This window comes from Pseudomonas sp. GCM10022186, from assembly GCF_042656385.1.
Taxonomy (GTDB): domain Bacteria; phylum Pseudomonadota; class Gammaproteobacteria; order Pseudomonadales; family Pseudomonadaceae; genus Metapseudomonas.
In genome coordinates, this window is sequence record NZ_JBHSOU010000021.1 from 81,830 (window position 1) to 104,073 (window position 22,244).

A 22,244-nucleotide genomic window follows, 5' to 3' on the forward strand; every position below is an offset into this window, starting at 1 on the left:
ATCCGAGTGAATCAGTGGGTCTTACTCTAGGGATTGGCGGCAAAGGCCGCCAGAAGGCACTTTTCGGTAACCAGGGCACCAGAAGGTAAGGATTGGGCCGGCGGGGAGCCGGCCCGGGGGATCGAGCGCGATCAGTTGCGCTGGTAGACGATCTCCTTGCTGCCACCGTCGCAGGTGCCCACCACCTGCTTGCCGGCGGAGTTGCCCTTGTCGACGATTTCCAGGCTGTAGGAGGTGACGCCCTTGGCCTTGAGCTTGGCGTCGATCTCGGCCTTGAGCTCTTCGCAGGGCTTCACGGCGGCGAAGGCCGAACCAGCCAGGCTGAACAGGCCGATGGCCAACAGCAGTTTCTTCATGGGTAACGCTCCCTCGTGATGGTTGAAGGCTCGCAAGAACCATCCACGCCCCGCCTTCTTCCACAAAGGCCGGGGGCGGACGCTCAGAGCCTAACCGAATTCAGGCCAGAGAGGATGTGCGTCACCCCGCTCTCCCGCTTGGCGCGGGAGCGGCCTTCAGCTGTCGCTGATGCGGAAGCCGATCTTCAGGGTCACCTGGTAGTGGCCGACCCGGCCGTTCTCGATATGCCCACGGGTTTCCACGACCTCGAACCAATCCATGTTGCGTATCGTCCTCGCCGCTTCGACTATGGCGTTGTTGATCGCCTCATCGATGCTGTTGCGCGAGGATCCGACGATCTCGATCTTCTTGTAGGTGTGGTGATCAGACATGGCGCATCTCCTGTGACAGGCACGGGTGGGTTCCCCAGCAAGGCTAGCCAAGATTGCCGTTATCGGCCTGCCAGTTCCTCGCGCAACCACAGAGCCAGGCGCTCGGCGCGACGGTCCAGCTGCCGCGCCGGCACCCAGAGGGCCAGGCGCGCCGGAGTCTCGGCGAAGCCCCAGGGCGCAACCAGCCGGCCGGAAGCGAGTTCGTCGGCGACCAGCTGCTGCGGCGCGATGGCCACGCCGAGCCCCGCCACCGCCGCCTCCAGCAGGTAGTAGAGATGCTCGAAGCCCTGGCCGAGGCGCAACCTGGCCGGGTCCAGCCCCTGGGCGCCGGCCCACTGCGGCCAGGCCTGGGGACGCGACACGGTGTGCAGCAGGGCTTCGTCCAGCAGGACCGCAGGGGGACTGCCGGCAAGCTTGTCGTGACGAGCGTAGCGCGGGCTCAGCACCGGTCCGATGGACTCGGCGGCCAGCTCGAACACGCGCATGTCCGCCGGCCAGGGCGGCCCGGCGAAGCACAGGGTGGCATCGACGCCGGGGCGGCGCGGGTCCAGCTCGCCCTCGCTGGCGGAAAGCTGCAGGCGCAGTTCGGGGAGTTCGCGGTTGAGCCGGTCCAGGCGCGGGATGAACCAGCGCGCCAGCAGGCTGCCCGGGCAGCCGAGGACGAAGGGGGCATCCTCGCTGCGCTTCTGCAGGTCGGCGCAGACGCCGCGCAGGCGCTCGAAGGCGTCGCCGGCGGCATCCCGCAGGCGCTGGCCGGCATCCGTGAGTTTTACGCCCCGGCCATCCTTGCTGAACAGCGCAACGCCCAGTTCCTCCTCCAGCAGCCGCACCTGCCGGCTCACCGCACCGTGGGTCACGTGCAGTTCGTCGGCTGCACGACTGATGCTCTGCAGCCTGGCGGCGGCCTCGAAGGCGCGCAGGGCGTTCAGCGGGGGCAGGTCTCGGCTCATGGCGATCCGTGAGTTTTACTGACAGGTGAAAGCAATCTAATCGCTTTTCCACCGCCCGGCCAGCGGTAGAATGGCCGCCATCACCCACTTCCCCCTCAGCCCCGGCCCTCCCCCGGTGGGCGAGGGGAGCAAGAGCAGGAGCACACCATGACTTCATTGCGCACCGGCCCTGACGCCAAGGGCCTGTTCGGCGCCTTCGGCGGCCAGTACGTCGCCGAGACCCTGATGCCGCTGATCCACGACCTGGCCCGCGAATACGAGAAGGCCAAGGACGATCCGGAATTCCAGAAGGAGCTGGCCTACTTCCAGCGCGACTACGTCGGCCGTCCGAGCCCGCTGTATTTCGCCGAGCGCCTGACCGAGCACTGCGGCGGCGCGAAGATCTACCTGAAGCGCGAAGAGCTGAACCACACCGGCGCGCACAAGATCAACAACTGCATCGGCCAGATCCTCCTGGCCAAGCGCATGGGCAAGCAGCGCATCATCGCCGAGACCGGCGCCGGCATGCACGGCGTGGCCACCGCCACCGTGGCCGCGCGCTTCGGCCTGCAATGCGTGATCTACATGGGCACCACCGACATCGACCGCCAGCAGGCCAACGTCTTCCGCATGAAGCTGCTGGGCGCCGAGGTGATCCCGGTCACCGCCGGCACCGGCACCCTGAAGGACGCGATGAACGAAGCCCTGCGCGACTGGGTGACCAACGTCGACACCACCTTCTACCTGATCGGCACCGTCGCCGGCCCGCACCCCTATCCGGCCATGGTCCGCGACTTCCAGGCGGTGATCGGCAAGGAAACCCGCGAGCAGTTGGCCGAGAAGGAGGGCCGCCTGCCCGACTCGCTGGTCGCCTGCATCGGCGGCGGCTCCAACGCCATGGGCCTGTTCCACCCCTTCCTCGATGACGAGAGCGTTGCGATCGTCGGCGTGGAAGCCGCCGGCCACGGTATCGAGACCGGCAAGCACGCGGCGAGCCTCAACGGCGGCGTCCCGGGCGTGCTGCACGGCAACCGCACCTTCCTGCTGCAGGACGAGGACGGCCAGATCATCGACGCCCACTCGATTTCCGCCGGCCTGGACTACCCCGGTATCGGCCCGGAACACGCCTGGCTGCACGACATCGGCCGCGTCGAGTACACCTCGATCACCGATGACGAAGCCCTGGCCGCCTTCCACACCTGCTGCCGCCTGGAAGGCATCATCCCGGCCCTGGAGAGCTCCCACGCCCTGGCCGAAGTGTTCAAGCGTGCGCCGAACCTGCCGAAGGACCACATCATGGTGGTCAACCTCTCCGGCCGTGGCGACAAGGACATGCAAACCGTGATGCATCACATGCAACAGGAGCAGAAGGCATGAGCCGCTTGCAGACCCGCTTTGCCGAGCTGAAAGAACAGAACCGCGCCGCCCTGGTGACCTTCGTCACTGCCGGCGACCCGAACTACGACGCTTCCCTGGCCATCCTCAAGGGCCTGCCGGAGGCCGGTGCCGACGTCATCGAACTGGGCATGCCCTTCACCGACCCGATGGCTGACGGCCCGTCCATCCAGCTGGCCAACATCCGCGCCCTGGGCGGCAAGCAGAACCTGGCCAAGACCCTGCAGATGGTCCGCGAATTCCGCGCCGGCAACCAGGCCACCCCGCTGGTGCTGATGGGCTACTTCAACCCCATCCACTACTACGGCGTGGACCGCTTCATCGCCGATGCCAAGGCAGCCGGCGTGGACGGCCTGATCGTGGTCGACCTGCCGCCGGAGCACAACGAAGACCTCTGCCACCCGGCCCAGGCCGCCGGCATCGACTTCATCCGCCTGACCACCCCGACCACCGACGACCAGCGCCTGCCGGTGGTGCTCGAAGGCAGCTCCGGTTTCGTCTACTACGTCTCGGTGGCCGGCGTGACCGGCGCCGGTTCCGCCACCCTGGAGCATGTGCAGGAAGCCGTCGCCCGCCTGCGCCGCCACACCCAGCTGCCGGTGGCCATCGGCTTCGGCATCCGCACCGCCGAGCATGCCGCCAACGTCGCCAGGCTGGCCGACGGTGTGGTGGTGGGCTCCGCCCTGGTGGACCAGATCGCCAATGCCACGACTCCGCAACAAGCGGTGGACGGCGTCCTCGGTCTCTGCAAGACCCTCGCCGAAGGCGTGCGCAACGCCCGCGCCTGATTCACGCCCAAGGCATGGAAAAGCCGCTGTCCCTCACGGGAACAGCGGCTTTTTCATGTGCGAGCACAGAGCCCCGTAGGATGGGTCGGGCGGCGTTCCGCGAGCCTGCGAAACCCATCGAATCTCGAGCACGCCCGCATGGGTTTCGCTCCGCTCTACCCATCCTACGAGCTAAGCCCTGAACACCGTCGCTACAGGTCGTACTCGATCGCGCCGTCTTCCAGGTGGCTCAGGTCCAGCGGCCGCATCGCGCCCATCCACATGGGGTAGTCGCGGTGGTCGCGCAGGTCGCTGCCGGTGATGGGGTGCACCAGCACCGTGAGGCCGTCGCGGTGCAGCGCCAGCCAGGGAATCACCTCGCCGAACAGCTCGGGCTTGAAGGCCAGCTGGCAGCTCCAGTCGGGGTGCGGGCCGACCGGCTTTTCGTGGACGCGGCCCATCTTCAGGGGGAAACGCCGGGCCGCTTCCTCGCAGAGGGCGCGGGCCTGGCCTAGGGTCGAGGCATCGAAGTAGACGTGGGCGTGGAAGCCCTTGATCCGTGGGGTGGGCGTCTGGGTCATATGGCAATTCCTTCGCGATGCTTGATGAGCTGGGCCTGGCGGGCCTCGTCGCCGAGTTCCTGCTGCAGCCAGTCGACGAAGCATTTCATCAGCCGCGCGCGGCGCTTGCGCTCGGGCTGCACCAGGTAATAGCCGAAATCCGAACTCACGCTGCTGTCCAGCAGGGGCACCAGCAGGCCCTGGTCGAGCAGGTCGTCCACCAGGTAGCGCCAGCCGATGGCCACACCCTGGCCAGCGATGGCGGCCTGGATCAGCAGGGTGTAGTTGTCGAAGCGCAGCGTGCCCGAGCCCGGCGGCTGGGCAATGCCGAGAGCGCGGAACAGTGCGCTCCAGTCGAACCAGCGAGTGCGCACTTCGGGCTTGAGGTGCAGCAGCGGCAGCTTCGCCAGTTCCGCCACCGGCAGCGGCCAGTCGCGCCCGGCCAGCAGGCGCGGGCTGCAGATGGGGAAGACTTCCTCGCGGAACAGCAGCAGCGCCTCGCCGTGCTTGAAGCGGCCGTCGCCGAAGGCGATGGCGATGTCCACCTCCGAGCGCAGCATGTTCATGGTGCGATCGCTGGTGACGATGCTGACGTCGATCTCCGGGTTCGCTTCGTGGAAACGATGCAGGCGCGGCATCAGCCAGTAGGCGGCGAAGGCGAAGTCGGTGGCCACCTGCAGCACCTCGTGCTGCGGCCGCGAGCCGATGGCCTCGAGCCCGGCGCCGATGGCCTGCAGGCCCTCCTGAACATGCAGGAACAGCAGCCGGCCGGCATCGGTCAGCTCGATACCGCGGTAGACGCGGTCGAACAGGCGGGTCGCCAGCTGCTTTTCCAGGCGCTGGATCTGCTGGCTGACCGCCGGCTGGGTGGTGCCCAGCTCCACCGCGGCGGCGGTGAAGCTCAGGTGGCGGGCGGCGGATTCGAACACCCGCAGCAGGTCCAGGGAGAGTTCAGGTTGTAGTTCTGCCATAAGGAATGCTTATCCGAGCCATGTCCCACCGTGCGGTTTACCAAGAGATTGTCTGGCGCAATCATCGTTTCCAGCACTTTCGCATAATTCGACAGTATGGATAAGCGAACGATGAAACGCCCCAACATCCTCTTCATCATGGCCGACCAGATGGCCGCGCCGCTGCTGCCTTTCTACGCCCCTTCACCAATCAAGGTGCCGAACCTGTCGCGCCTCGCCGCCGAAGGCGTGGTCTTCGATTCGGCCTACTGCAACAGCCCGCTCTGCGCGCCCTCGCGCTTCACCCTGGTGAGCGGCCAGCTGCCGTCGAAGATCGGCGCCTACGACAACGCCGCCGACTTCCCCGCCGACGTGCCCACCTACGCCCATCACCTGCGCCGCCTGGGCTACCGCACCGCGCTGTCGGGCAAGATGCACTTCTGCGGCCCCGACCAGTTGCACGGCTACGAGGAGCGCCTGACCAGCGATATCTATCCGGCGGATTATGGCTGGGCGGTGAACTGGGACGAGCCGGACGTGCGCCCGAGCTGGTACCACAACATGTCCTCGGTGCTGCAGGCCGGCCCCTGCGTACGCACCAACCAGCTTGATTTCGACGAAGAGGTGGTGTTCAAGGCGCGCCAGTACCTCTACGACCATGTGCGCGAACACGCCGAGCAGCCGTTCTGCCTGACCGTCTCGCTGACCCATCCCCACGATCCCTACACCATCCCGACCGAGTACTGGGACCTGTACCGCGACGAGGACATCGAGCTGCCCCGCGTGCATCTCGCCGATGCCGAGCAGGACCCGCACTCCCGGCGCCTGCTGAAGGTCATCGACCTCTGGGGCAAGCCGCTGCCCGAGCACAAGGTCCGCGACGCCCGGCGCGCCTACTACGGCGCCTGCAGCTACGTCGACGAACAGGTCGGCCGCCTGCGCAAGACCCTGGCGGACTGCGGCCTGGAACAGGACACCATCATCGTCTTCTCCGGCGACCACGGCGACATGCTTGGCGAGCGCGGCCTCTGGTACAAGATGCACTGGTTCGAGATGGCCGCGCGCGTGCCGCTGCTGGTGCACGCCCCGGCGCGCTTCGCCGCCGCCCGGGTGAAATCCTCCGTCTCCACCGTCGACCTGCTGCCCACCCTGGTGGAGCTGGCAGGCGGCGAACTGGAGCGGGGCCTGCCGCTGGACGGCCGCTCGCTGCTGCCGCACCTGCAGGGGCAGGGCGGGCATGACGAGGTGCTGGGCGAGTACATTGCCGAAGGCACCACCAGTCCGCTGATGATGATCCGTCGCGGGCCGTACAAGTTCATCTACTCGGAAGAAGACCCCTGCCTGCTCTTCGACCTGGCCAACGACCCGCAGGAACTGGAAAACCTGGCCGCTTCGCCGGACCACCAGCCCTTGCTCGCGGCCTTCCTCGACGAAGCCCGCGCCCGCTGGGATATACCGGTGATCGCCGAAGCCACCCTGGCCAGCCAGCGCCGCCGCCGTTTCGTCGCAGAAGCCCTGACCCACGGCAAGTTGAAGAGCTGGGACCACCAGCCCTTCGTCGACGCGAGCCAGCAGTACATGCGCAACCATATCGACCTGGACGACCTGGAGCGCCGCGCGCGCTTCCCCCAACCCTGAGGAATCGACCCATGAAGACGATCAATGCAGTGCTCGCCGGTGGTCTGCTGCTGACCGGCATGGCGTTCAACGCCCAGGCCGAAGACGCCAGTTGCGCCACCGTGAAGCTGGGCGACCCGGGCTGGAGCGATATCGCCGTGACCAACGGCGTGGCGCGCTTCCTGCTGGACGGCCTGGGCTATCGCACCGAAACCCCGACCCTGGCGGTGCCGATCATTTTCGCCGGCCTGCACAAGGGGCAGATCGACGCCTTCCTCGGCAATTGGATGCCGGCCCAGCAGAGCAACTACGACAAGTTCGTCGCCGCCGGCAGCGTCGACAAGGTGGCGCAGAACCTCAGCGGCACCGAGTACACCCTGGCCGTGCCGCGCTATGCCCATGACGCAGGGGTGAAAACCTTCGCCGACCTGGACAAGTTCGCCGACAAGTTCGATCGCAAGCTATACGGCATCGCCTCCGGCTCCCCGGCCAACGAGTCGATCCGCCAGATGATCGCCAAGGACGAATTCGGCCTGGGCGACTGGAAGCTGGTGGAGTCCAGCGAGCAGGCGATGCTGGTGCAGGTGGGCAGGGCGGTGAAGCGCCAGCAGTTCGTGGTCTTCCTCGGCTGGACCCCGCACCCGATGAATGTGCAGTACGACATGGCCTACCTCAAGGGTGGCGAGAAGTACTTCGGCGAAAGCGGCAGCGTGAACACCCTGGCGCGCAAGGGCTACGCCGCACAGTGCCCGAACGTGGGCAAGCTGCTGGCGAACCTGCAGTTCACCCAGGAGATGGAGAACGCGATCATGGACCAGGTGCTCAACGGCAAGGCCAACAACGACACCGCGGTGAAGGCCTGGCTCAAGGCCAACCCGGCGACGGTCGAGGGCTGGCTGCAGGGCGTGACCACCCGTGACGGCGGCGACGGGCTGGCGGCGGTGCAGGCGAGGCTCTGAACCCGGTGGGGGCGGACCTTGCCTGCAGGGGCGAATTCATTCGCCAAGGGCAGCGCAGCTGCCCCTTGCCGCTCCCGAATGGCAGACCTTCGGCCTGCTTGGCGAATGAATTCGCCCCTACAAGAGCCACGCCCAACGTGAAACTCGCCACCCTCTTCCCCTTCCTCGCCTGGCTGCCCACCGTCCGCCCACGCGGCCTCGGCCGCGACGCCCTGGTGGGGCTGACCGGCGCAATCCTCGCCCTGCCGCAGTCCATCGCCTATGCGCTGATCGCCGGGCTGCCGGCGGAGTACGGGCTCTATGCGGCGGTGGTGCCGGTGATCATCGCCTGCCTCTGGGGCTCCTCGCGGCACCTGATCTGCGGGCCTACGGCGGCCATTTCGGTGGTGCTCTTCGCCAGTGTCAGCCCGCTCGCCCTGCCTGGCAGCCAGGACTACATCGGCCTGGTGCTGCTGCTGACCTTTCTCGCCGGCGTCTTCCAGTGGCTGCTCGGGATTCTGCGCCTCGGCTCCCTGGCCAACTTCGTCTCCCAGTCGGTGGTGCTCGGCTTCACCCTGGGCGCGGCATTGGTGATCGCCCTCGGCCAGGTGCCGAACCTGCTCGGCCTGGCCAACCTGGAAGGGCGCGCCACCGCCTGGCAAAGCGCCCTGGCGCTGGCCGGGCACATCCGTGAGGTGCACTGGCCTTCGCTGCTGGTGGCAGCCTTCACCCTGGGCCTGTCGATCCTGGTGCGCAGCCTGTGGCCGCGCCTGCCGGCGCTGCTGATCGGCATCGTCGGCGGCAGCCTGCTGGTGCTGGCAGCGCCTGGAATCTTCGCCGGCGTCGCGCTGGTACAGCCCTTCAGCGGCAGCCTGCCGCCGCTGGCTTCGATCCGCCTCGATGCCGAGGACGCGCTGCGCCTGCTGCCCTCGGCCGTGGCCTGCGGCCTGCTCGGGCTGGTCACCAGCCTGTCCATCGCCCGCGCCCTGGCCAGCCAGTCGCGGCAGGTGCTGGACGCCAATCAGGAAACCCGTGGCCAGGGCCTGTCCAACCTGGTCGGCGCCTGGTTCTCCGGTTACCTCTCGGCGGGTTCCTTCACCCGTTCCGCACTGAACCTCCAGGCCGGCGCCCGCTCATCGCTGGCCGGGGTGTTCTCGGCGCTCTGGGTGGCGCTGTTCGCCCTGCTGGGAGCCCGGCTGATCGCCCATATCCCGCTGCCGGCGATGGCCGCGAGCATCCTGCTGATCTGCTGGGGCTTGCTGGACATGCGCAGCGTCCGCCAGCTCTGGCGGGTCAGTCGCGCGGAGTTCGCGGTGATGGCGCTGACCTGCGCCGCCACCCTGTTGCTGGAGCTGCAGACGGCGATCTACACCGGGGTGCTGGCATCGCTGTTCTTCTACCTCAAGCGCACCTCGCAGCCACGGGTGCTGCAGGCGCGGGAAGGGGATGCCGAGGTGCTGCGCATCGAGGGCTCGATCTTCTTCGGCGCCTGCCCTTACCTGCAGAAGCTGATCCAGCGCAGCCGCGCCGGGCGGCTGGTGCTGGACGCCCACCATGTGAATTTCATCGACTACGCCGGGGTGAGCATGCTCCATGAGGAAGCCCGGCGCCTGGGCGGGGAGGGCCGCAGCCTGGTGCTGCGCCGGGCCCGGCCACAGGTGGAGCGGGAGCTGCGCAAGCTGGAAGGCGAGGGCAGCGCCCTGCTGATCGAGGGGTAGGGTCAATGCCCGGTGGGCTGAAGACCACTTGTAGGAGCGAGCTCTGCTCGCGAATGGGGTGAGCACAAGAGCTTCGCGAGCAAGCTCGCTCCTACAGTCGGGTAAGGCCTCAGCCCTGCGCCAGTTGGCGGCGCAGTTCGGCCAGCACCGGTGTGCTGTCCGGCAGCACGCCGCGCCAGAGCAGGAAGGCTTCGGCGGCCTGCTCCACCAGCATGCCCAGGCCATCGAGGGTGCGCGCGGCGCCGTGCTCGCTGGCCCAGCGGTTGAAGGCGGTCAGCTCCTTGCCGTACATCATGTCGTAGCAGACCGTGTGGCCAGGCTTGATCAGGCTCGGCGAGATGGCCGGCAGGTCGCCGGCGAGGCTCGCCGAGGTGCCGTTGATGATCAGGTCCACCGGCTCTTCCAGCCAGTCGAAGCCGGCGGCGGACACCGGCCCCAGGTCGGCGAACAGCTGGGCCAGGGCCTCGGCCTTTTCCACGGTGCGGTTGGCGATCACCAGGGCCGCCGGCCGTTCCGCCAGCAGTGGCTCGATCACCCCCCGCGCAGCGCCACCGGCGCCCAGCAGCAGAATGCGCTTGCCGGCGAGGGACAGCCCGGCGTTGCGGGTCAGGTCGCGGACCAGGCCGGCGCCGTCGGTGTTGTCACCGAGCAGGCTGCCGTCATCCAGTTTCTTCAGGGTGTTCACCGCACCGGCGCGCCGGGCGCGGGCGCTCAGGCTGTCGGCCAGTTGGTAGGCCTGCTCCTTGAAGGGCACGGTGACATTGCCGCCCTTGCCCGTGGAGAAGAATTGCCGGGCGCAGCCGCTGAAGTCATCCAGGGGCGCCAGTACGGCTTCGTAGCTGAGCTTCTCGCCGGTCTGTTCGGCGAACAGGCCGTGGATCAGCGGCGACTTGCTGTGGCCGATGGGATTGCCGAAGACGCAGTAGCGGTCCATCAGACGCCCGCCTCCTTCAGCCAGTCGCGGTCCTGCAGGAAGTATTCGGTCAGGCGCGCTTCCTCGCTGCCCGGCTCCGGCTTCCAGTCGTAACCCCAGCGCACCTGCGGCGGCAGGGACATGAGGATGGACTCGGTGCGCCCGCCGGACTGCAGGCCGAACAGGGTGCCGCGGTCGAACACCAGGTTGAACTCCACGTAGCGGCCGCGGCGGAAGGCCTGGAACTCGCGCTGCTGCTCGGTGAAGGGGGTGTCCTTGCGCTTCTTCAGGATCGGCAGGTAAGCCTCCAGGTAGGCGTCGCCGATGGCACGCGTGAAGGCGAAGCTGGTGTCGAAGTCCCACTGATTGAGGTCGTCGAAGAACAGGCCACCGATGCCGCGCGGCTCGTTACGGTGCTTGAGGTGGAAGTAGCGGTCGCACCACTCCTTGTAGCGCGGATAGACGTCGGCGCCGAAGGGCGCGCAGGCATCGCGGGCGACCTTGTGCCAGTGCACGCAGTCCTCTTCCACCGCGTAGTAGGGGGTCAGGTCGAAGCCGCCGCCGAACCACCAGACCGGCTCCTCGCCTTCCTTCTCGGCGCAGAAGAAGCGCACGTTGGCATGGGAGGTGGGCACGTGGGGGTTTTCCGGGTGGATCACCAGGGACACGCCGAGGGCCTGGAAGCCGCGCCCGGCCAGTTCCGGACGATGGGCGCTGGCTGACGGCGGCAGGTTGGCGCCGAACACGTGGGAGAAGTTCACCCCGCCCTTTTCGATCAGCGCGCCGTTCTCGATCACCCGGGTGCGGCCGCCGCCGCCGGCGGGACGTGTCCAGGCGTCCTCGAAGAAGTCGGCCTTGCCGTCCTCGGCTGCGAGGGCAGCGCAGATGCGGTCTTGCAGATCGAGCAGGTAGGCCTTCACGGCCTCGATACGGTCAGTCACGTGGTCAACCTTGGAAGCGGGTGGGGTGGCGGAAAAATGAGCAGGCAAGCATACCACCGCCCGAGGCCCCTGGTGGCTTGACGGGAGTCAAGGCGAGGCGTTGGATGAGAGCTTTTCCGACCAGGAGGTTGCAAGCATGGCCAAACGCATCCAGTTCTCCGCCTATGGCGGCCCGGAGGTCCTCGAGTATGCGGACTACCAGCCGGCGGAGCCGGGGCCGCAGGAAGTGCGGGTGCGCAACCGCGCCATCGGCCTGAACTTCATCGACACCTACTACCGCAGCGGTCTCTACCCGGCGCCGGCCTTTCCCACCAGCCTGGGCACCGAAGGCGCGGGTGAAGTGGAGGCCGTGGGCAGCGCGGTGACCCAGTTCAAGGTGGGCGACCGCGTCGCCTATGCCACCGGCCCGCTGGGCGCCTACAGCGAACTGCACGTGCTGCCGGCCGACAAGCTGGTGCGCCTGCCGGACAGCATCGGCTTCGAACAGGCGGCGGCGGTGATGCTCAAGGGCCTGACGGTGCAGTACCTGCTGCGCCAGACCTACGAACTGAAGGGCGGCGAAACCATCCTCTTTCACGCCGCCGCCGGCGGTGTGGGCCTGATCGCCTGCCAGTGGGCCAGGGCCCTCGGGGTGAAGCTGATCGGCACCGTCAGCTCGGCGGAGAAGGCCGCGCTGGCCAAGGCCAACGGCGCCTGGGCGACCATCGACTACAGCCATGAGAATGTGGCGCAGCGGGTGCTGGAGCTCACCGATGGCGGCAAATGCCCGGTGGTCTACGACTCGGTGGGCAAGGATACCTGGGAAACCTCCCTGGATTGCGTGGCACCGCGCGGCCTGCTGGTGAGCTTCGGCAATGCCTCGGGACCGGTGACCGGCGTCAACCTGGGCATCCTGGCGCAGAAGGGCTCGCTCTACGTCACCCGGCCGACCCTGTTCGGCTATGCGAGTACGCCGGAGCGCCTGCAGGCGATGGCCGACGAGCTGTTCGCGCTGATCGCCGATGGCCGCATCAAGGTGGAGATCAACCAGCGCTTCGCCCTGGCCGATGCCGCCAAGGCCCACAGCGCCCTGGCGGCACGCCAGACCACCGGTTCGACCGTGCTTATCCCCTGAGCACCCGTCCGCTGACCAGGTCGCGGATCACGCTGGGGTTGCGGCGCCCGCCGAGGGCGCCACCCAGCACCGCGTCCAGGGCGTCACCGAAATACTGCTGTACCCGCAGGCGCGAATAGGCGGAAGGGCGGCCGGCGGGGTTGGCGGAGGTGGACACCAGCGGGCCGGTGAGGGCGCAGAGATCACGCACCAGCGGATGGTCGCTGACGCGCAGGGCGACGCTGTCGTGCCGACCGGTGATCCATTCCGGCAACAGATCCTGGTGCGGCACCAGCCAGGTGTTGGGACCCGGCCAGGTGCTGGCGAGCTTGTCGATCCAGGCGTCCGGCAGGCCTTCGAGGAGGAAGTCGAACTGGCAGATGTTGTCCGCCACCAGGATCAATCCCTTTTCCACGGGACGTTCCTTGAGCGCCAGCAGGCGATACACCGCGTCTTCGTTCCAGGGATCGCAACCCAGCCCCCAGACCGCCTCCGTGGGGTAGGCGATGACCCCACCCTCACGCACCACGCGCGCCACCTGCTGCACTCGCCAACTGCTGACCATCACCCGCTCCCGCATGATCTGATCGGCAAAGTGTACAAGGCTCAACCTCGACGATGCACCCAGCAGCCCGCCTCGCGGGCTATATGGCCCTCAAGTTCGAGGTCGGTGAGTTCGGCGAGCAGGCGTGGCAATTCCCAGCCACTGGCCACCGCCAGCGCTTCGCTGCTGTAGGGCGCCGCGCGCAACAGCTCGAGCAGGGGATGATCCACCTGCTCCACCGCCTCGGCCCGGGGTCCGGGAGCCACGGCCTGCCAACCACGGAGCGCTTCGAGTATGTCCTCCACCGTCTCCACCAGGGTCGCGCCCTCGCGGATCAGCTGGTGGCAGCCGCGGGCACCGGGGTGGTGGATGGAGCCGGGAATGGCATAGACCTCGCGGCCCTGTTCGGCGGCCAGCCGTGCGGTGATCAGCGATCCGCTGGAGGGGCTGGCCTCCACCACCAGCACGCCGAGGGACAGGCCGCTGATGATGCGGTTGCGGCGCGGAAAGTTGGCGGGATGAGGCGGGCAGTCCAGGGGCAGTTCGGAGACCAGGGCTCCGCCCGCTTCGACGATGCGCGCAGCCAGGCCACGGTGGCGATTGGGGTAGAGGCGCTCGAGGCCGGTGCCAAGCACCGCCACGGTGGCGCCGCCGGACTCCAGCGCGCCGAGATGGGCGGCGCCGTCAATGCCCAGGGCCAGGCCGCTGGTGATGACGAAGCCGCCGCCGGCGAGGCTGCGGGCGAAGGCGCGGGCGGTGTCCAGGCCGGCGGCCGAGGCACGCCGGCTGCCCACCATGGCCAGCTGCGGGCGCTCCAGCAGCGCGACATCGCCGGCGACGAAGAGCAGCGGCGGCGCGTTGGCCAGCTCGGCGAGCAGGGCGGGGTAGGCGGGGTCGTCCCAACACAGCAGCCGGTGGCCCGGCCGCTCCAGCCAGGCGAGGGCGTGGGCGGCGGCATCACGGATATCCGGGCTGCGGCGCAGGTCAGCGGAGGCTTCCGGCAGGCCCAGGGAGCGCCAGGCGGAAGCGGGCGCGCTGAGGGCGGCAGAGGCGCTGCCGAAGGCCTGGATCAGGCGGTGGAATCGGGCGGGGCCGAGTTCGGGGAGGCGGTGCAGGCGCAGGCGGGCTTCCAGTTCGGCGGGGGAGATTGATGGCATGTCGATCGATCCTTGATCGCGCCGCCAATGCGGCAGGACCGCCACCAATACAACAAGCCCCCGCAGGGCGGGGGCTTGGAGGTGTTACGGGTTGTGTACCTTGTCCATCACCGCGAGCTGGCGGGTGGCGGCGAGGATCAAGCCGTAGCTGAGCTTGTCGTAAGTGCGGAACACCATCAGCAAGCCGGCGCGCTCGTCCGGGATCTTGATGGATTCGTCGGTCACGCGGTCACGCACGGTTTCACCGGTCTTGTAGACCGCCAGCACGTTACCTTCCACCAGGCCGTCGCGCCTGCCCTTGTTGATGGTGACTACGTCGAACTGGCCGATCTGGGTCACGCCACGCGGCACGTCCAGGATGATGCCGCTGACGTCGCGGTCCGGCGCGCTGGGCATGAAGGTGGAGTTGATCGCACGTTCCTCGGTGGGGAACAGGCGGTCGCCCAGGCGCACTTCCTGGGTGGAGCGAGTCAGTTGCAGGGTGCCGATATCGCCTTCGGTGGCCACCATCTCGCCGCCGCCGATATCGTCGGCGTTGATGCCGAGGAATTCCTGGGTATCCGGATCGAGGTAGGTCTTGCCCTGGCGGAAGATACCGTAGGCGGGCTGCTCCTGGGAGAGACTGCCACGGGCATAGACGCGGTCACCGGCGCCGCTGACCACGCGCTCGGCATTGCCGGCGACGATATAGGGCGCGGCCTCGAATTCCTTGGGGTCGTCAATGATGCGGTTGGTCAGCAGGAAGGCGTTGATGGCTTCCAGCGGGATGGTCGGGATGGCTTCGGCCATCGGCGTGCTGCGCACCTGGGGCGAGAGCTTGATGGTGCCGCGGGATGCACCGCGATTCAGCATCAGGCGCGGCTGGCCGTCGACGTAGACCAGGCTGAGCACGTCACCGGGGTAGATCAGGTGCGGGTTCTCGATCTGCGGATTCGCGTGCCAGATTTCCGGCCACTTCCACGGCTGGCGGAGGAATTTGCCGGAGATGTCCCAGAGCGTGTCGCCCCGGACCACGGTATAGCGCTCCGGATGCCCTTCCTTGAGTTCCACCGCGGCCTGGGTCAGGCCACTGGCGGCCAGGAGCAGCAGGGCGAGTAGTGATTTCCTCATGCGGTGAATCCCTTTATTATGTTCATTCACATGAAACGCCCTGAGAGCCGCCCCAACCGGGCTCTGCAGCCGTTTTTCAATGCTGCTCACCATCTTAGCAGCGGATTTTCAACTTATTCCACAAGTGCATCACAAACGCATATGGCGATTCTGAACATTCTCGAATTCCCCGATCCGCGCCTGCGTACCATCGCCAAACCGGTGGACGTGGTGGACGATTCCATCCGTACGCTGATCGACGACATGTTCGAAACCATGTACGCCGCACCGGGTATCGGCCTCGCCGCCACCCAGGTGAACGTGCACAAGCGCGTGGTGGTGATGGATCTGTCGGAAGACAAGTCGGAACCCCGGGTCTTCATCAACCCCGAGTTCGAAGTCCTGACCGAGCAGGTGGACCAGTACCAGGAAGGCTGCCTCTCGGTACCGGGTTTCTACGAGAACGTCGACCGCCCGCAGAAGGTGAAGATCAAGGCCCTGGACCGCGACGGCCAGCCGTTCGAACTGATCGCCGAAGGCCTGCTCGCCGTGTGCATCCAGCACGAGTGCGACCACCTCAACGGCAAGCTCTTCGTCGACTACCTGTCGTCCCTGAAGCGCGACCGCATCAAGAAGAAGCTGGAAAAACAGCACCGCCAGCACGCTTGATCCCCGATCTCCAAAGGCTTGCTCCGGCAAGCCTTTTTCTTTTAGCGAGTAGCCATGACCCAGCCTTTGCGCCTTGTCTTCGCCGGCACCCCGGAGTTTGCCGCCGAACACCTCAAAGCCCTGCTCGATTCCCGTCACCAGGTAATCGCCGTCTACACCCAGCCGGACCGGCCAGCCGGCCGTGGCCAGAAGCTGATGCCCAGCCCGGTCAAGCAGCTCGCGCTGGAGCACGGCATTCCGGTGCTGCAGCCGCCCACACTGCGCGATCCTGCCGCCCAGGCCGAGCTCAAGGCGCTGGGTGCCGACCTGATGGTGGTGGTGGCCTACGGCCTGATCCTGCCCCAGGTCGTGCTGGACACCCCGCACCTGGGCTGCATCAACAGCCACGCCTCGCTGCTGCCGCGCTGGCGCGGTGCCGCGCCGATCCAGCGCGCGGTACAGGCCGGGGATGCCGAGAGCGGAGTCACCGTGATGCAGATGGAAGCGGGCCTGGACACTGGCCCCATGCTGCTCAAGGTCACCACCCTGATCACCTCCGAGGACACCGGCGGCAGCCTGCACGACCGCCTCGCCCAACTCGGCCCGCAGGCCGTGCTGGAAGCCATCGAAGGCCTGGCTGCCGGCACCCTGAAAGGCGAGGTGCAGGACGATGCCCTGGCCAACTACGCCCACAAGCTGAACAAGGACGAAGCGCGCCTGGACTGGAGCCGCCCGGCCATCGAGCTGGAGCGCCTGGTGCGGGCCTTCAATCCCTGGCCCATCTGCCACAGCAGCCTCGGCGGTGAACCGCTGAAGGTGCTGGCCGCCGCCCTCGGCGAAGGCCGGGGCCAGCCCGGGCAGATCCTCGCCGCCAGCAAGGACGGCCTGACCGTGGCCTGCGGCGAAGGCGCCCTGCTCCTTACCCGCCTGCAGCTACCCGGCGGCAAGCCGTTGGCCTTCGCCGACCTGTTCAACAGCCGTCGCGAGCAGTTCGCCGTGGGCAAGGTGCTGGGCGCATGAATCCGCGTCTCGCTGCCGCCCGCGCCCTGGCCGCGGTCCTCTCCGGCAAGGCGTCCCTCGGTGGCAGCCTGCCGCCCCAGCTGGACAAGGTGGAGCCGCGCGACCGCGCCCTGGCCCAGGACCTGGCCTTCGGCGCCGCCCGCTGGCAGCCGCGCCTGGCGATGCTCGCCGAGCGCCTGCTGCAGAAACCCTTCAAGGCCGCCGACAAGGACGTGGAAGCCCTGCTGCTGGTGGGCCTCTACCAGCTTTTCTACACGCGCATTCCCGCCCATGCCGCCATCGGCGAAACCGTCGGCTGCGTGGACAAGTTGAAGAAGCCCTGGGCCAAGGGCCTGCTCAACGCCGTGCTGCGCAATGCCCAGCGCCAGGGCGAGGCGATCTTCGCCGAGCTGGAACGCGACCCGGCCGCCCGTACCGCCCACCCGCGCTGGCTGCAGAAGGCCTTGAAAGCCGCCTGGCCGGAGCACTGGGAAGCGGTCTGCGCCGCCAACAACGCCCACCCGCCGCTGATCCTGCGGGTCAACCGCCGCCACGGCAGCCGCGATGCCTACCTGGCCGAACTGCAGCAGGCCGGCATCGCCGCCGAGCCCTGCACCTTCAGCCGCGACGGCATCCGCCTGGCCGAAGCCCGCGACGTGAAGACCCTGCCGGGCTTCGCCGAAGGCCGCGTCAGCGTGCAGGACGAAGCCGCGCAACTGGCCGCCGACCTGCTGGAACTGGCCCCCGGCCAGCGCGTGCTGGACGCCTGCTGCGCCCCCGGCGGCAAGACCTGCCACCTGCTGGAGGCCGAGCCGAAGCTCGCCGAAGTGGTGGCGGTGGACCTGGAGGAAAGCCGCCTGGCGCGGGTGCGCGAGAACCTCGAGCGCCTCGGCCTGGAGGCCAGGCTGATCGCCGCCGACGGCCGCGATACCGCCCGTTGGTGGGACGGCAGGCCCTTCCAGCGCATCCTCCTCGACGCGCCCTGTTCGGCCACCGGCGTGATCCGCCGCCACCCGGACATCAAGCTGACCCGCCAGGCGGACGACATTCCCGCCCTGGCCCAGCTCCAGAGCGAACTGCTGGATGCCCTCTGGGGAACGCTCGAGGTGGGTGGCGTGCTGCTCTATGCCACCTGTTCCACCCTGCCCATGGAAAACAGCGACAACATCGCCGCCTTCCTCGCTCGCACCCCCGGTGCCCGCGAGCTGGATATCCCCGGACCCTACGGATTGAAGCAACCCCACGGCCGCCAATTGCTGGCGCAGGACGGCGGCCATGACGGGTTCTACTATGCCAAGCTGATCAAGATCGCCGCCTCATCTCGCGGCTAACGGAGCTAGCAGTGAAGATCATCATTCTCGGCGCGGGCCAGGTGGGCGGTACGCTCGCCGAACACCTTTCTGGCGAGGCCAACGACATCACGGTGGTCGACACCGACGGCGACCGTCTGCGCGACCTCGGCGACCGCCTCGACATTCGCACGGTGCATGGCCGCGGCTCCTTCCCCACGGTGCTGCGCCAGGCCGGCGCCGACGACGCCGACATGCTGGTGGCGGTGACCAACAGCGACGAGGTGAACATGGTCGCCTGCCAGGTGGCCTACACCTTCTTCCACACCCCCACCAAGATCGCCCGCGTGCGCGAGGCGGCCTACCTGACCCGTTCCGGCCTGTTCGACAACGAAGCCATTCCGGTGGACGTGCTGATCAGCCCGGAACAGGTGGTGACCAACTACATCAAGCGCCTGATCGAGTACCCCGGCGCCCTGCAGGTGATCGACTTCGCCGAGGGCAAGGCCCAGCTGGTGGGGGTCAAGGCGTACTACGGCGGCCCGCTGGTGGGCCAGGAGCTGCGCCAGATCCGCGAGCACATGCCCAACGTGGACACCCGCGTGGCGGCCATCTTCCGCCGCAACCGGCCGATCCTGCCCAAGGGCGATACCGTGATCGAGGCCGACGACGAAGTCTTCTTCATCGCCGCCAAGGCCCATATCCGCTCGGTGATGAGCGAACTGCGCCGCCTGGAAGACAGCTACAAGCGCGTGGTGATCGCCGGCGGCGGCCATATCGGCGAGCGCCTGGCCGAAGCCATCGAGAGCCGCTACCAGGTGAAGATCATCGAGATGAACCCGGCGCGCTGCCGGCACCTCTCGGAGACCTTGGACAGCACCGTGGTGCTGCAGGGCAGCGCCTCCGACCGCGACCTGCTGGTGGAGGAGAACATCAACGACGCGGACATCTTCCTCGCCCTGACCAACGACGACGAGGCCAACATCATGTCCTCGCTGCTGGCCAAGCGCCTGGGCGCGCGCAAGGTGATGACCATCATCAACAACCCGGCCTACGTGGACCTGGTGCAGGGCGGCGACATCGACATCGCCATCAGCCCGCAGCTGGCCACCATCGGCACCCTGCTGACCCACGTGCGCCGTGGCGACATCGTCAGCGTGCACTCCCTGCGCCGTGGCGCGGCCGAGGCCATCGAAGCCATCGCCCACGGCGACGCCAAGTCGAGCAAGGTGGTGGGCAAGATGATCGAGGAGATCGCCCTGCCGCCGGGCACCACCATCGGCGCCATCATCCGTGACGAGGAAGTGCTGATCGCCCACGACGACACCGTGATCGAGTCCGGCGACCACGTGATCCTGTTCCTGGTGGACAAGAAGTACATCCGCGATGCGGAGCGCCTGTTCCAGGTGGGCCTGACCTTCTTCTGAGTTCACCCCCGACAGAGACCGACATGGCTCGAGGATGATTCCCGGGCCATTTCGGCCCGGGCCTACAGCCACCTCCTGGGCCCTGGGTTAGGGTTCGGCCCCCTGCATCGCCGAACCCAGCCGCGCCATGTCCAGCCTCAGATACCCTCACCCGACTCGCCTCAGGCCGTCGCCGACGCCTACCCGCGCCAGCCGCCGCGCGGCGATCCTGCGCATCCTCGGCGTGCTGCTGATGCTGTTCAGCTGCACCCAACTGCCGCCGCTGCTGATCGACCTGTATTACGCCGAGGGCGCCTGGCGCGGCTTCCTCCTCGCCCTGCTGATCACCCTTGCCATCGGCCTGCTGACCTGGTTGCCGGTGCGCGGCGCCCGCGAGGAACTGAAGATCCGCGACGGCTACCTGATCACCGCGCTGTTCTGGATAGTGCTCGGCAGCTTCGGCAGCATCCCTTTCCTGCTCGTCGACACGCCGCGCATGAGCTGGGTCGATGCGCTGTTCGAGTCCGTCTCCGGCATCAGCACTACCGGAGCCACCGTCCTCACCGGCCTCGACCAGCTGCCGCGGGCGGTCCTCTACTACCGCCAGCAACTGCAGTGGTTCGGCGGCATGGGCATCATCGTGCTGGCGGTGGCCATCATGCCGATGCTCGGCATCGGCGGCATGCAGCTGTACCGCGCGGAAATGCCCGGCCCGCTGAAGGAGCAGAAGCTCTCGCCGCGCATCGCCGAAACCGCCAAGACCCTCTGGCTGCTCTACTGCGGGCTGACCCTGGCCTGCGCCCTGGCCTACTGGGCCGCCGGCATGAGCCTGTTCGACGCCATCGGCCACAGCTTCTCGACCATCGCCATCGGCGGCTTCTCCACCCACGACGCCAGCATCGGCTACTTCGACAGCCCGCTGATCGAGCTGATCTGCATGTTCTTCCTGGTCATTTCCGGGATCAATTTCGGCCTGCATTTCCTCGCCTGGCGCCAGCGCAGCCTGCGCCATTACCTGCGTGACGCCGAATGCCGCAGCTACCTGCTACTGCTGAGCGCGGTGTTCGTCATCTGCGCGGCCACCCTGATCCTCCACCAGCACTATGAAACACCTGCCCAGTCCCTGCGCTACGCCGCCTTCATGGTGGTGTCCATCGCCACCACCACCGGCTTCGGCCTGGCCGACTTCAGCAGCTGGCCGACGTTGCTGCCCTACCTGCTGCTCTACACCACCTTCATCGGCGCCTGCGCCGGCTCCACCGGCGGCGGCATGAAGGTGATGCGCATCCTGCTGGTCTATCGCCAGGGCATCCGCGAGTTCCAGCGCCTGCTGCACCCCAACGGCGTGTTCAGCGTCAAGCTCGGCCGCCGCCACGTGCCGGACCGGGTGGTGGAGTCGGTCTGGGGCTTCTGCTCCATCTACCTGGTGACCTTCGTCGTGCTCCTGCTGGTCCTGCTGGCCCTCGGCCTGGACCAGCTGACAGCCTTTTCGGTGCTGGCCTCCTGCATGAACAACCTCGGCCCGGCCCTGGGCGAGGCGGCCCTGCACTATGCCAACCTGCCCGACGGTGCCAAGCTGGTGCTGAGCCTGGCCATGGTGCTCGGCCGGCTGGAAGTGTTCTCCCTGCTGATCCTCCTCAGCCCGGCCTTCTGGCGCTTCTAGCTGGCACAATGACGGGCCCACAGAGGAGAGCAGAGCATGATCGAATCACTGGAAAAGATGCTGGCCAAGGGCGTCGACAATCCGCTGCTGCGCTTCGGCCTGGGCAAGGCGTACCTCGACCAGGGCGACGCGGCCACGGCCGCCGAACACCTGCGCCGCTGCGTCGAGCAGGACCCCAAGTACTCCGCCGCCTGGAAGCTGCTGGGCAAGGCCCTGGAGGCCGACGGCGACCTCGCCGCCGCCCGCACCGCCTGGACCGAAGGCCTCGCAGCCGCCCAGGCGCATGGCGACAAGCAGGCGGAAAAGGAAATGACCGTGTTCCTCAAGCGCCTGGACAAGCGCGACGCTGCGTCATCCTGATCCCGTAGGTTGGCGCTGAGCGCAGCAAATCCCGACCTGCCCCGACCAAGCATCGCGCCTGGTCAGGCCCCCGATCGAGACGAAGTTCGCCCTGCGGGATATCAAGCCTCCAGGAATCGCAATCCGGCCCCTTCGGCATCGATCCGTATCACTTCCATTTCCAGGACAGGTGCCTCCATGGGCAGATCCTGTACCTGGCCACGGACAATGCTGCCAACGGAGAGGGCGGTGAGGTCGGGATGGCGGACATAGACACCGCCATCGGACAGGTCGCGGGTCTGGGCGATCAGTTCGCCGAAACTCGGGTGGCTGATCTTGATCCTGCATTTCATCGGAGTTCGGGGAAATTGCCGCTGGTTCGCCATGGATCGCATCGTCCTGAGCCGGTGAGCTGCCGACGTTAACGGTGTATCAGATCTGGAACAACCCTCCCCCAATCGAGTAGGAGGTGGGGTCGCCCCCACCGTCCTCTCACACCACCGTACGTACGGTTCCGTATACGGCGGTTCAGGTCATACGGCTAAGCCGATTGATCGTATC

General features: G+C 67.5%; 23 protein-coding genes. 12 read left to right on the plus strand and 11 right to left on the minus strand.

The window, feature by feature from the left end:
• Window positions 1-131: 131 nt before the first annotated feature.
• From ACFPU0_RS11175 to ACFPU0_RS11185, 3 genes are all read right to left on the minus strand, one after another.
• The gene (locus ACFPU0_RS11175) at window positions 132-356 is read right to left on the minus strand and encodes a DUF1161 domain-containing protein (RefSeq protein ID WP_377693046.1); all 225 of its coding nucleotides are present in this window, start codon (window positions 354-356) and stop codon (window positions 132-134) included.
• 156 nt (window positions 357-512) lie between these two features.
• Complete coding sequence (locus ACFPU0_RS11180; protein WP_377693047.1) at window positions 513-728, minus strand: dodecin; 216 nt, start codon at window positions 726-728, stop codon at window positions 513-515.
• A 59-nt stretch (window positions 729-787) separates the two neighbouring features.
• A complete protein-coding gene (locus tag ACFPU0_RS11185) occupies window positions 788-1,678 on the minus strand; it encodes a LysR family transcriptional regulator (RefSeq protein WP_377693048.1) in 891 nt (296 codons plus the stop codon).
• Between the two features lie 147 nt (window positions 1,679-1,825).
• Between ACFPU0_RS11185 and trpB the strand changes: the two genes are divergently transcribed.
• Both trpB and trpA read left to right on the plus strand, forming a co-directional pair.
• Window positions 1,826-3,034, plus strand: a complete 1,209-nt coding sequence (gene trpB / locus ACFPU0_RS11190) for a tryptophan synthase subunit beta (RefSeq protein ID WP_377693049.1) — start codon at window positions 1,826-1,828, stop codon at window positions 3,032-3,034.
• Window positions 3,031-3,840: a tryptophan synthase subunit alpha gene (trpA, locus tag ACFPU0_RS11195; protein WP_377693050.1), complete on the plus strand. Its 810-nt coding sequence runs from the start codon at window positions 3,031-3,033 to the stop codon at window positions 3,838-3,840. Before trpB ends, trpA begins: the two co-directional genes overlap by 4 nt.
• A 191-nt stretch (window positions 3,841-4,031) precedes the next feature.
• Here the strand turns inward: trpA and ACFPU0_RS11200 are convergent, their stop codons facing one another.
• Together ACFPU0_RS11200 and ACFPU0_RS11205 are read right to left on the minus strand one after the other, a co-directional pair.
• Complete coding sequence (locus ACFPU0_RS11200; RefSeq protein WP_377693051.1) at window positions 4,032-4,400, minus strand: DOPA 4,5-dioxygenase family protein; 369 nt, start codon at window positions 4,398-4,400, stop codon at window positions 4,032-4,034.
• Complete coding sequence (locus ACFPU0_RS11205; protein ID WP_377693052.1) at window positions 4,397-5,350, minus strand: choline sulfate utilization transcriptional regulator; 954 nt, start codon at window positions 5,348-5,350, stop codon at window positions 4,397-4,399. The genes ACFPU0_RS11200 and ACFPU0_RS11205 overlap by 4 nt, the downstream gene beginning before the upstream one ends.
• Before the next feature lie 111 nt (window positions 5,351-5,461).
• On the opposite strand from ACFPU0_RS11205, the gene betC reads away from it, so the two are divergent.
• The 3 genes from betC to ACFPU0_RS11220 all read left to right on the plus strand — a co-directional run bounded on the left by betC (window position 5,462) and on the right by ACFPU0_RS11220 (window position 9,602).
• Window positions 5,462-6,967: a choline-sulfatase gene (betC, locus tag ACFPU0_RS11210; RefSeq protein ID WP_377693053.1), complete on the plus strand. Its 1,506-nt coding sequence runs from the start codon at window positions 5,462-5,464 to the stop codon at window positions 6,965-6,967.
• An 11-nt stretch (window positions 6,968-6,978) separates the two neighbouring features.
• Window positions 6,979-7,905 (plus strand): choline ABC transporter substrate-binding protein, encoded by a 927-nt coding sequence (gene choX / locus ACFPU0_RS11215; RefSeq protein WP_377693054.1) that lies wholly within the window; start codon window positions 6,979-6,981, stop codon window positions 7,903-7,905.
• 137 nt (window positions 7,906-8,042) lie between these two features.
• The gene (locus tag ACFPU0_RS11220) at window positions 8,043-9,602 is read left to right on the plus strand and encodes a SulP family inorganic anion transporter (protein ID WP_377693055.1); all 1,560 of its coding nucleotides are present in this window, start codon (window positions 8,043-8,045) and stop codon (window positions 9,600-9,602) included.
• A 109-nt stretch (window positions 9,603-9,711) separates the two neighbouring features.
• Here ACFPU0_RS11220 and aroE read toward each other — a convergent pair whose 3' ends face one another.
• Complete coding sequence (aroE, locus tag ACFPU0_RS11225) at window positions 9,712-10,536, minus strand: shikimate dehydrogenase (RefSeq protein WP_377693057.1); 825 nt, start codon at window positions 10,534-10,536, stop codon at window positions 9,712-9,714.
• Window positions 10,536-11,456: an oxygen-dependent coproporphyrinogen oxidase gene (gene hemF, locus ACFPU0_RS11230; RefSeq protein WP_377693058.1), complete on the minus strand. Its 921-nt coding sequence runs from the start codon at window positions 11,454-11,456 to the stop codon at window positions 10,536-10,538. The genes aroE and hemF overlap by 1 nt, the downstream gene beginning before the upstream one ends.
• A 136-nt stretch (window positions 11,457-11,592) precedes the next feature.
• On the opposite strand from hemF, the gene ACFPU0_RS11235 reads away from it, so the two are divergent.
• Window positions 11,593-12,570, plus strand: coding sequence for an NADPH:quinone reductase (locus ACFPU0_RS11235; protein ID WP_377693059.1), 978 nt, complete (start codon window positions 11,593-11,595; stop codon window positions 12,568-12,570).
• Here the strand turns inward: ACFPU0_RS11235 and ACFPU0_RS11240 are convergent.
• The 3 genes from ACFPU0_RS11240 to ACFPU0_RS11250 form a co-directional block, all read right to left on the minus strand.
• Window positions 12,560-13,114, minus strand: coding sequence for an L-threonylcarbamoyladenylate synthase (locus ACFPU0_RS11240; protein WP_377693060.1), 555 nt, complete (start codon window positions 13,112-13,114; stop codon window positions 12,560-12,562). The two genes, ACFPU0_RS11235 and ACFPU0_RS11240, sit on opposite strands and share 11 nt — an antisense overlap.
• Window positions 13,115-13,155: 41 nt before the next feature.
• Window positions 13,156-14,250: a DNA-processing protein DprA gene (gene dprA / locus ACFPU0_RS11245; protein ID WP_377693061.1), complete on the minus strand. Its 1,095-nt coding sequence runs from the start codon at window positions 14,248-14,250 to the stop codon at window positions 13,156-13,158.
• Between the two features lie 84 nt (window positions 14,251-14,334).
• On the minus strand, window positions 14,335-15,360 hold the full coding sequence (locus ACFPU0_RS11250; RefSeq protein WP_377693062.1) for a LysM peptidoglycan-binding domain-containing protein: 1,026 nt from the start codon (window positions 15,358-15,360) through the stop codon (window positions 14,335-14,337).
• Between the two features lie 141 nt (window positions 15,361-15,501).
• On the opposite strand from ACFPU0_RS11250, the gene def reads away from it, so the two are divergent.
• The 6 genes from def (at window position 15,502) to ACFPU0_RS11280 (ending at window position 21,704) form a co-directional block, all read left to right on the plus strand.
• On the plus strand, window positions 15,502-16,008 hold the full coding sequence (gene def, locus ACFPU0_RS11255) for a peptide deformylase (RefSeq protein WP_377693063.1): 507 nt from the start codon (window positions 15,502-15,504) through the stop codon (window positions 16,006-16,008).
• 54 nt (window positions 16,009-16,062) lie between these two features.
• Complete coding sequence (fmt, locus tag ACFPU0_RS11260) at window positions 16,063-17,007, plus strand: methionyl-tRNA formyltransferase (protein ID WP_377693064.1); 945 nt, start codon at window positions 16,063-16,065, stop codon at window positions 17,005-17,007.
• On the plus strand, window positions 17,004-18,317 hold the full coding sequence (gene rsmB / locus ACFPU0_RS11265) for a 16S rRNA (cytosine(967)-C(5))-methyltransferase RsmB (RefSeq protein ID WP_377693065.1): 1,314 nt from the start codon (window positions 17,004-17,006) through the stop codon (window positions 18,315-18,317). The genes fmt and rsmB overlap by 4 nt, the downstream gene beginning before the upstream one ends.
• A gap of 11 nt (window positions 18,318-18,328) precedes the next feature.
• Window positions 18,329-19,702 carry a Trk system potassium transporter TrkA gene (trkA, locus tag ACFPU0_RS11270; protein WP_377693066.1) on the plus strand — a complete coding sequence of 458 codons (1,374 nt, stop codon included), beginning with the start codon at window positions 18,329-18,331 and terminating at the stop codon, window positions 19,700-19,702.
• 127 nt (window positions 19,703-19,829) lie between these two features.
• Window positions 19,830-21,344 carry a TrkH family potassium uptake protein gene (locus ACFPU0_RS11275; protein ID WP_377693067.1) on the plus strand — a complete coding sequence of 505 codons (1,515 nt, stop codon included), beginning with the start codon at window positions 19,830-19,832 and terminating at the stop codon, window positions 21,342-21,344.
• Between the two features lie 36 nt (window positions 21,345-21,380).
• Complete coding sequence (locus ACFPU0_RS11280; RefSeq protein WP_377693068.1) at window positions 21,381-21,704, plus strand: tetratricopeptide repeat protein; 324 nt, start codon at window positions 21,381-21,383, stop codon at window positions 21,702-21,704.
• A 101-nt stretch (window positions 21,705-21,805) separates the two neighbouring features.
• Here the strand turns inward: ACFPU0_RS11280 and ACFPU0_RS11285 are convergent, their stop codons facing one another.
• Window positions 21,806-22,069 (minus strand): PilZ domain-containing protein, encoded by a 264-nt coding sequence (locus ACFPU0_RS11285; protein WP_377693070.1) that lies wholly within the window; start codon window positions 22,067-22,069, stop codon window positions 21,806-21,808.
• Between the last annotated feature and the right edge of the window lie 175 nt (window positions 22,070-22,244).

Bases quoted from the DNA above. Each gene is read 5' to 3' on its own strand.
- ACFPU0_RS11250 (WP_377693062.1), bottom strand. From the start codon at position 15,360: ATGAGGAAATCACTACTCGCCCTGCTGCTCCTGGCCGCCAGTGGCCTG.
- ACFPU0_RS11275 (WP_377693067.1), top strand. From the start codon at position 19,830: ATGTCCAGCCTCAGATACCCTCACCCGACTCGCCTCAGGCCGTCGCCG.
- ACFPU0_RS11175 (WP_377693046.1), bottom strand. From the start codon at position 356: ATGAAGAAACTGCTGTTGGCCATCGGCCTGTTCAGCCTGGCTGGTTCG.
- aroE (WP_377693057.1), bottom strand. From the start codon at position 10,536: ATGGACCGCTACTGCGTCTTCGGCAATCCCATCGGCCACAGCAAGTCG.
- ACFPU0_RS11205 (WP_377693052.1), bottom strand. From the start codon at position 5,350: ATGGCAGAACTACAACCTGAACTCTCCCTGGACCTGCTGCGGGTGTTC.
- dprA (WP_377693061.1), bottom strand. From the start codon at position 14,250: ATGCCATCAATCTCCCCCGCCGAACTGGAAGCCCGCCTGCGCCTGCAC.
- choX (WP_377693054.1), top strand. From the start codon at position 6,979: ATGAAGACGATCAATGCAGTGCTCGCCGGTGGTCTGCTGCTGACCGGC.
- trpB (WP_377693049.1), top strand. From the start codon at position 1,826: ATGACTTCATTGCGCACCGGCCCTGACGCCAAGGGCCTGTTCGGCGCC.
- ACFPU0_RS11280 (WP_377693068.1), top strand. From the start codon at position 21,381: ATGATCGAATCACTGGAAAAGATGCTGGCCAAGGGCGTCGACAATCCG.
- ACFPU0_RS11240 (WP_377693060.1), bottom strand. From the start codon at position 13,114: ATGGTCAGCAGTTGGCGAGTGCAGCAGGTGGCGCGCGTGGTGCGTGAG.
- ACFPU0_RS11235 (WP_377693059.1), top strand. From the start codon at position 11,593: ATGGCCAAACGCATCCAGTTCTCCGCCTATGGCGGCCCGGAGGTCCTC.
- betC (WP_377693053.1), top strand. From the start codon at position 5,462: ATGAAACGCCCCAACATCCTCTTCATCATGGCCGACCAGATGGCCGCG.
- trpA (WP_377693050.1), top strand. From the start codon at position 3,031: ATGAGCCGCTTGCAGACCCGCTTTGCCGAGCTGAAAGAACAGAACCGC.
- def (WP_377693063.1), top strand. From the start codon at position 15,502: ATGGCGATTCTGAACATTCTCGAATTCCCCGATCCGCGCCTGCGTACC.
- ACFPU0_RS11180 (WP_377693047.1), bottom strand. From the start codon at position 728: ATGTCTGATCACCACACCTACAAGAAGATCGAGATCGTCGGATCCTCG.
- ACFPU0_RS11185 (WP_377693048.1), bottom strand. From the start codon at position 1,678: ATGAGCCGAGACCTGCCCCCGCTGAACGCCCTGCGCGCCTTCGAGGCC.
- rsmB (WP_377693065.1), top strand. From the start codon at position 17,004: ATGAATCCGCGTCTCGCTGCCGCCCGCGCCCTGGCCGCGGTCCTCTCC.
- ACFPU0_RS11200 (WP_377693051.1), bottom strand. From the start codon at position 4,400: ATGACCCAGACGCCCACCCCACGGATCAAGGGCTTCCACGCCCACGTC.
- fmt (WP_377693064.1), top strand. From the start codon at position 16,063: ATGACCCAGCCTTTGCGCCTTGTCTTCGCCGGCACCCCGGAGTTTGCC.
- ACFPU0_RS11285 (WP_377693070.1), bottom strand. From the start codon at position 22,069: ATGGCGAACCAGCGGCAATTTCCCCGAACTCCGATGAAATGCAGGATC.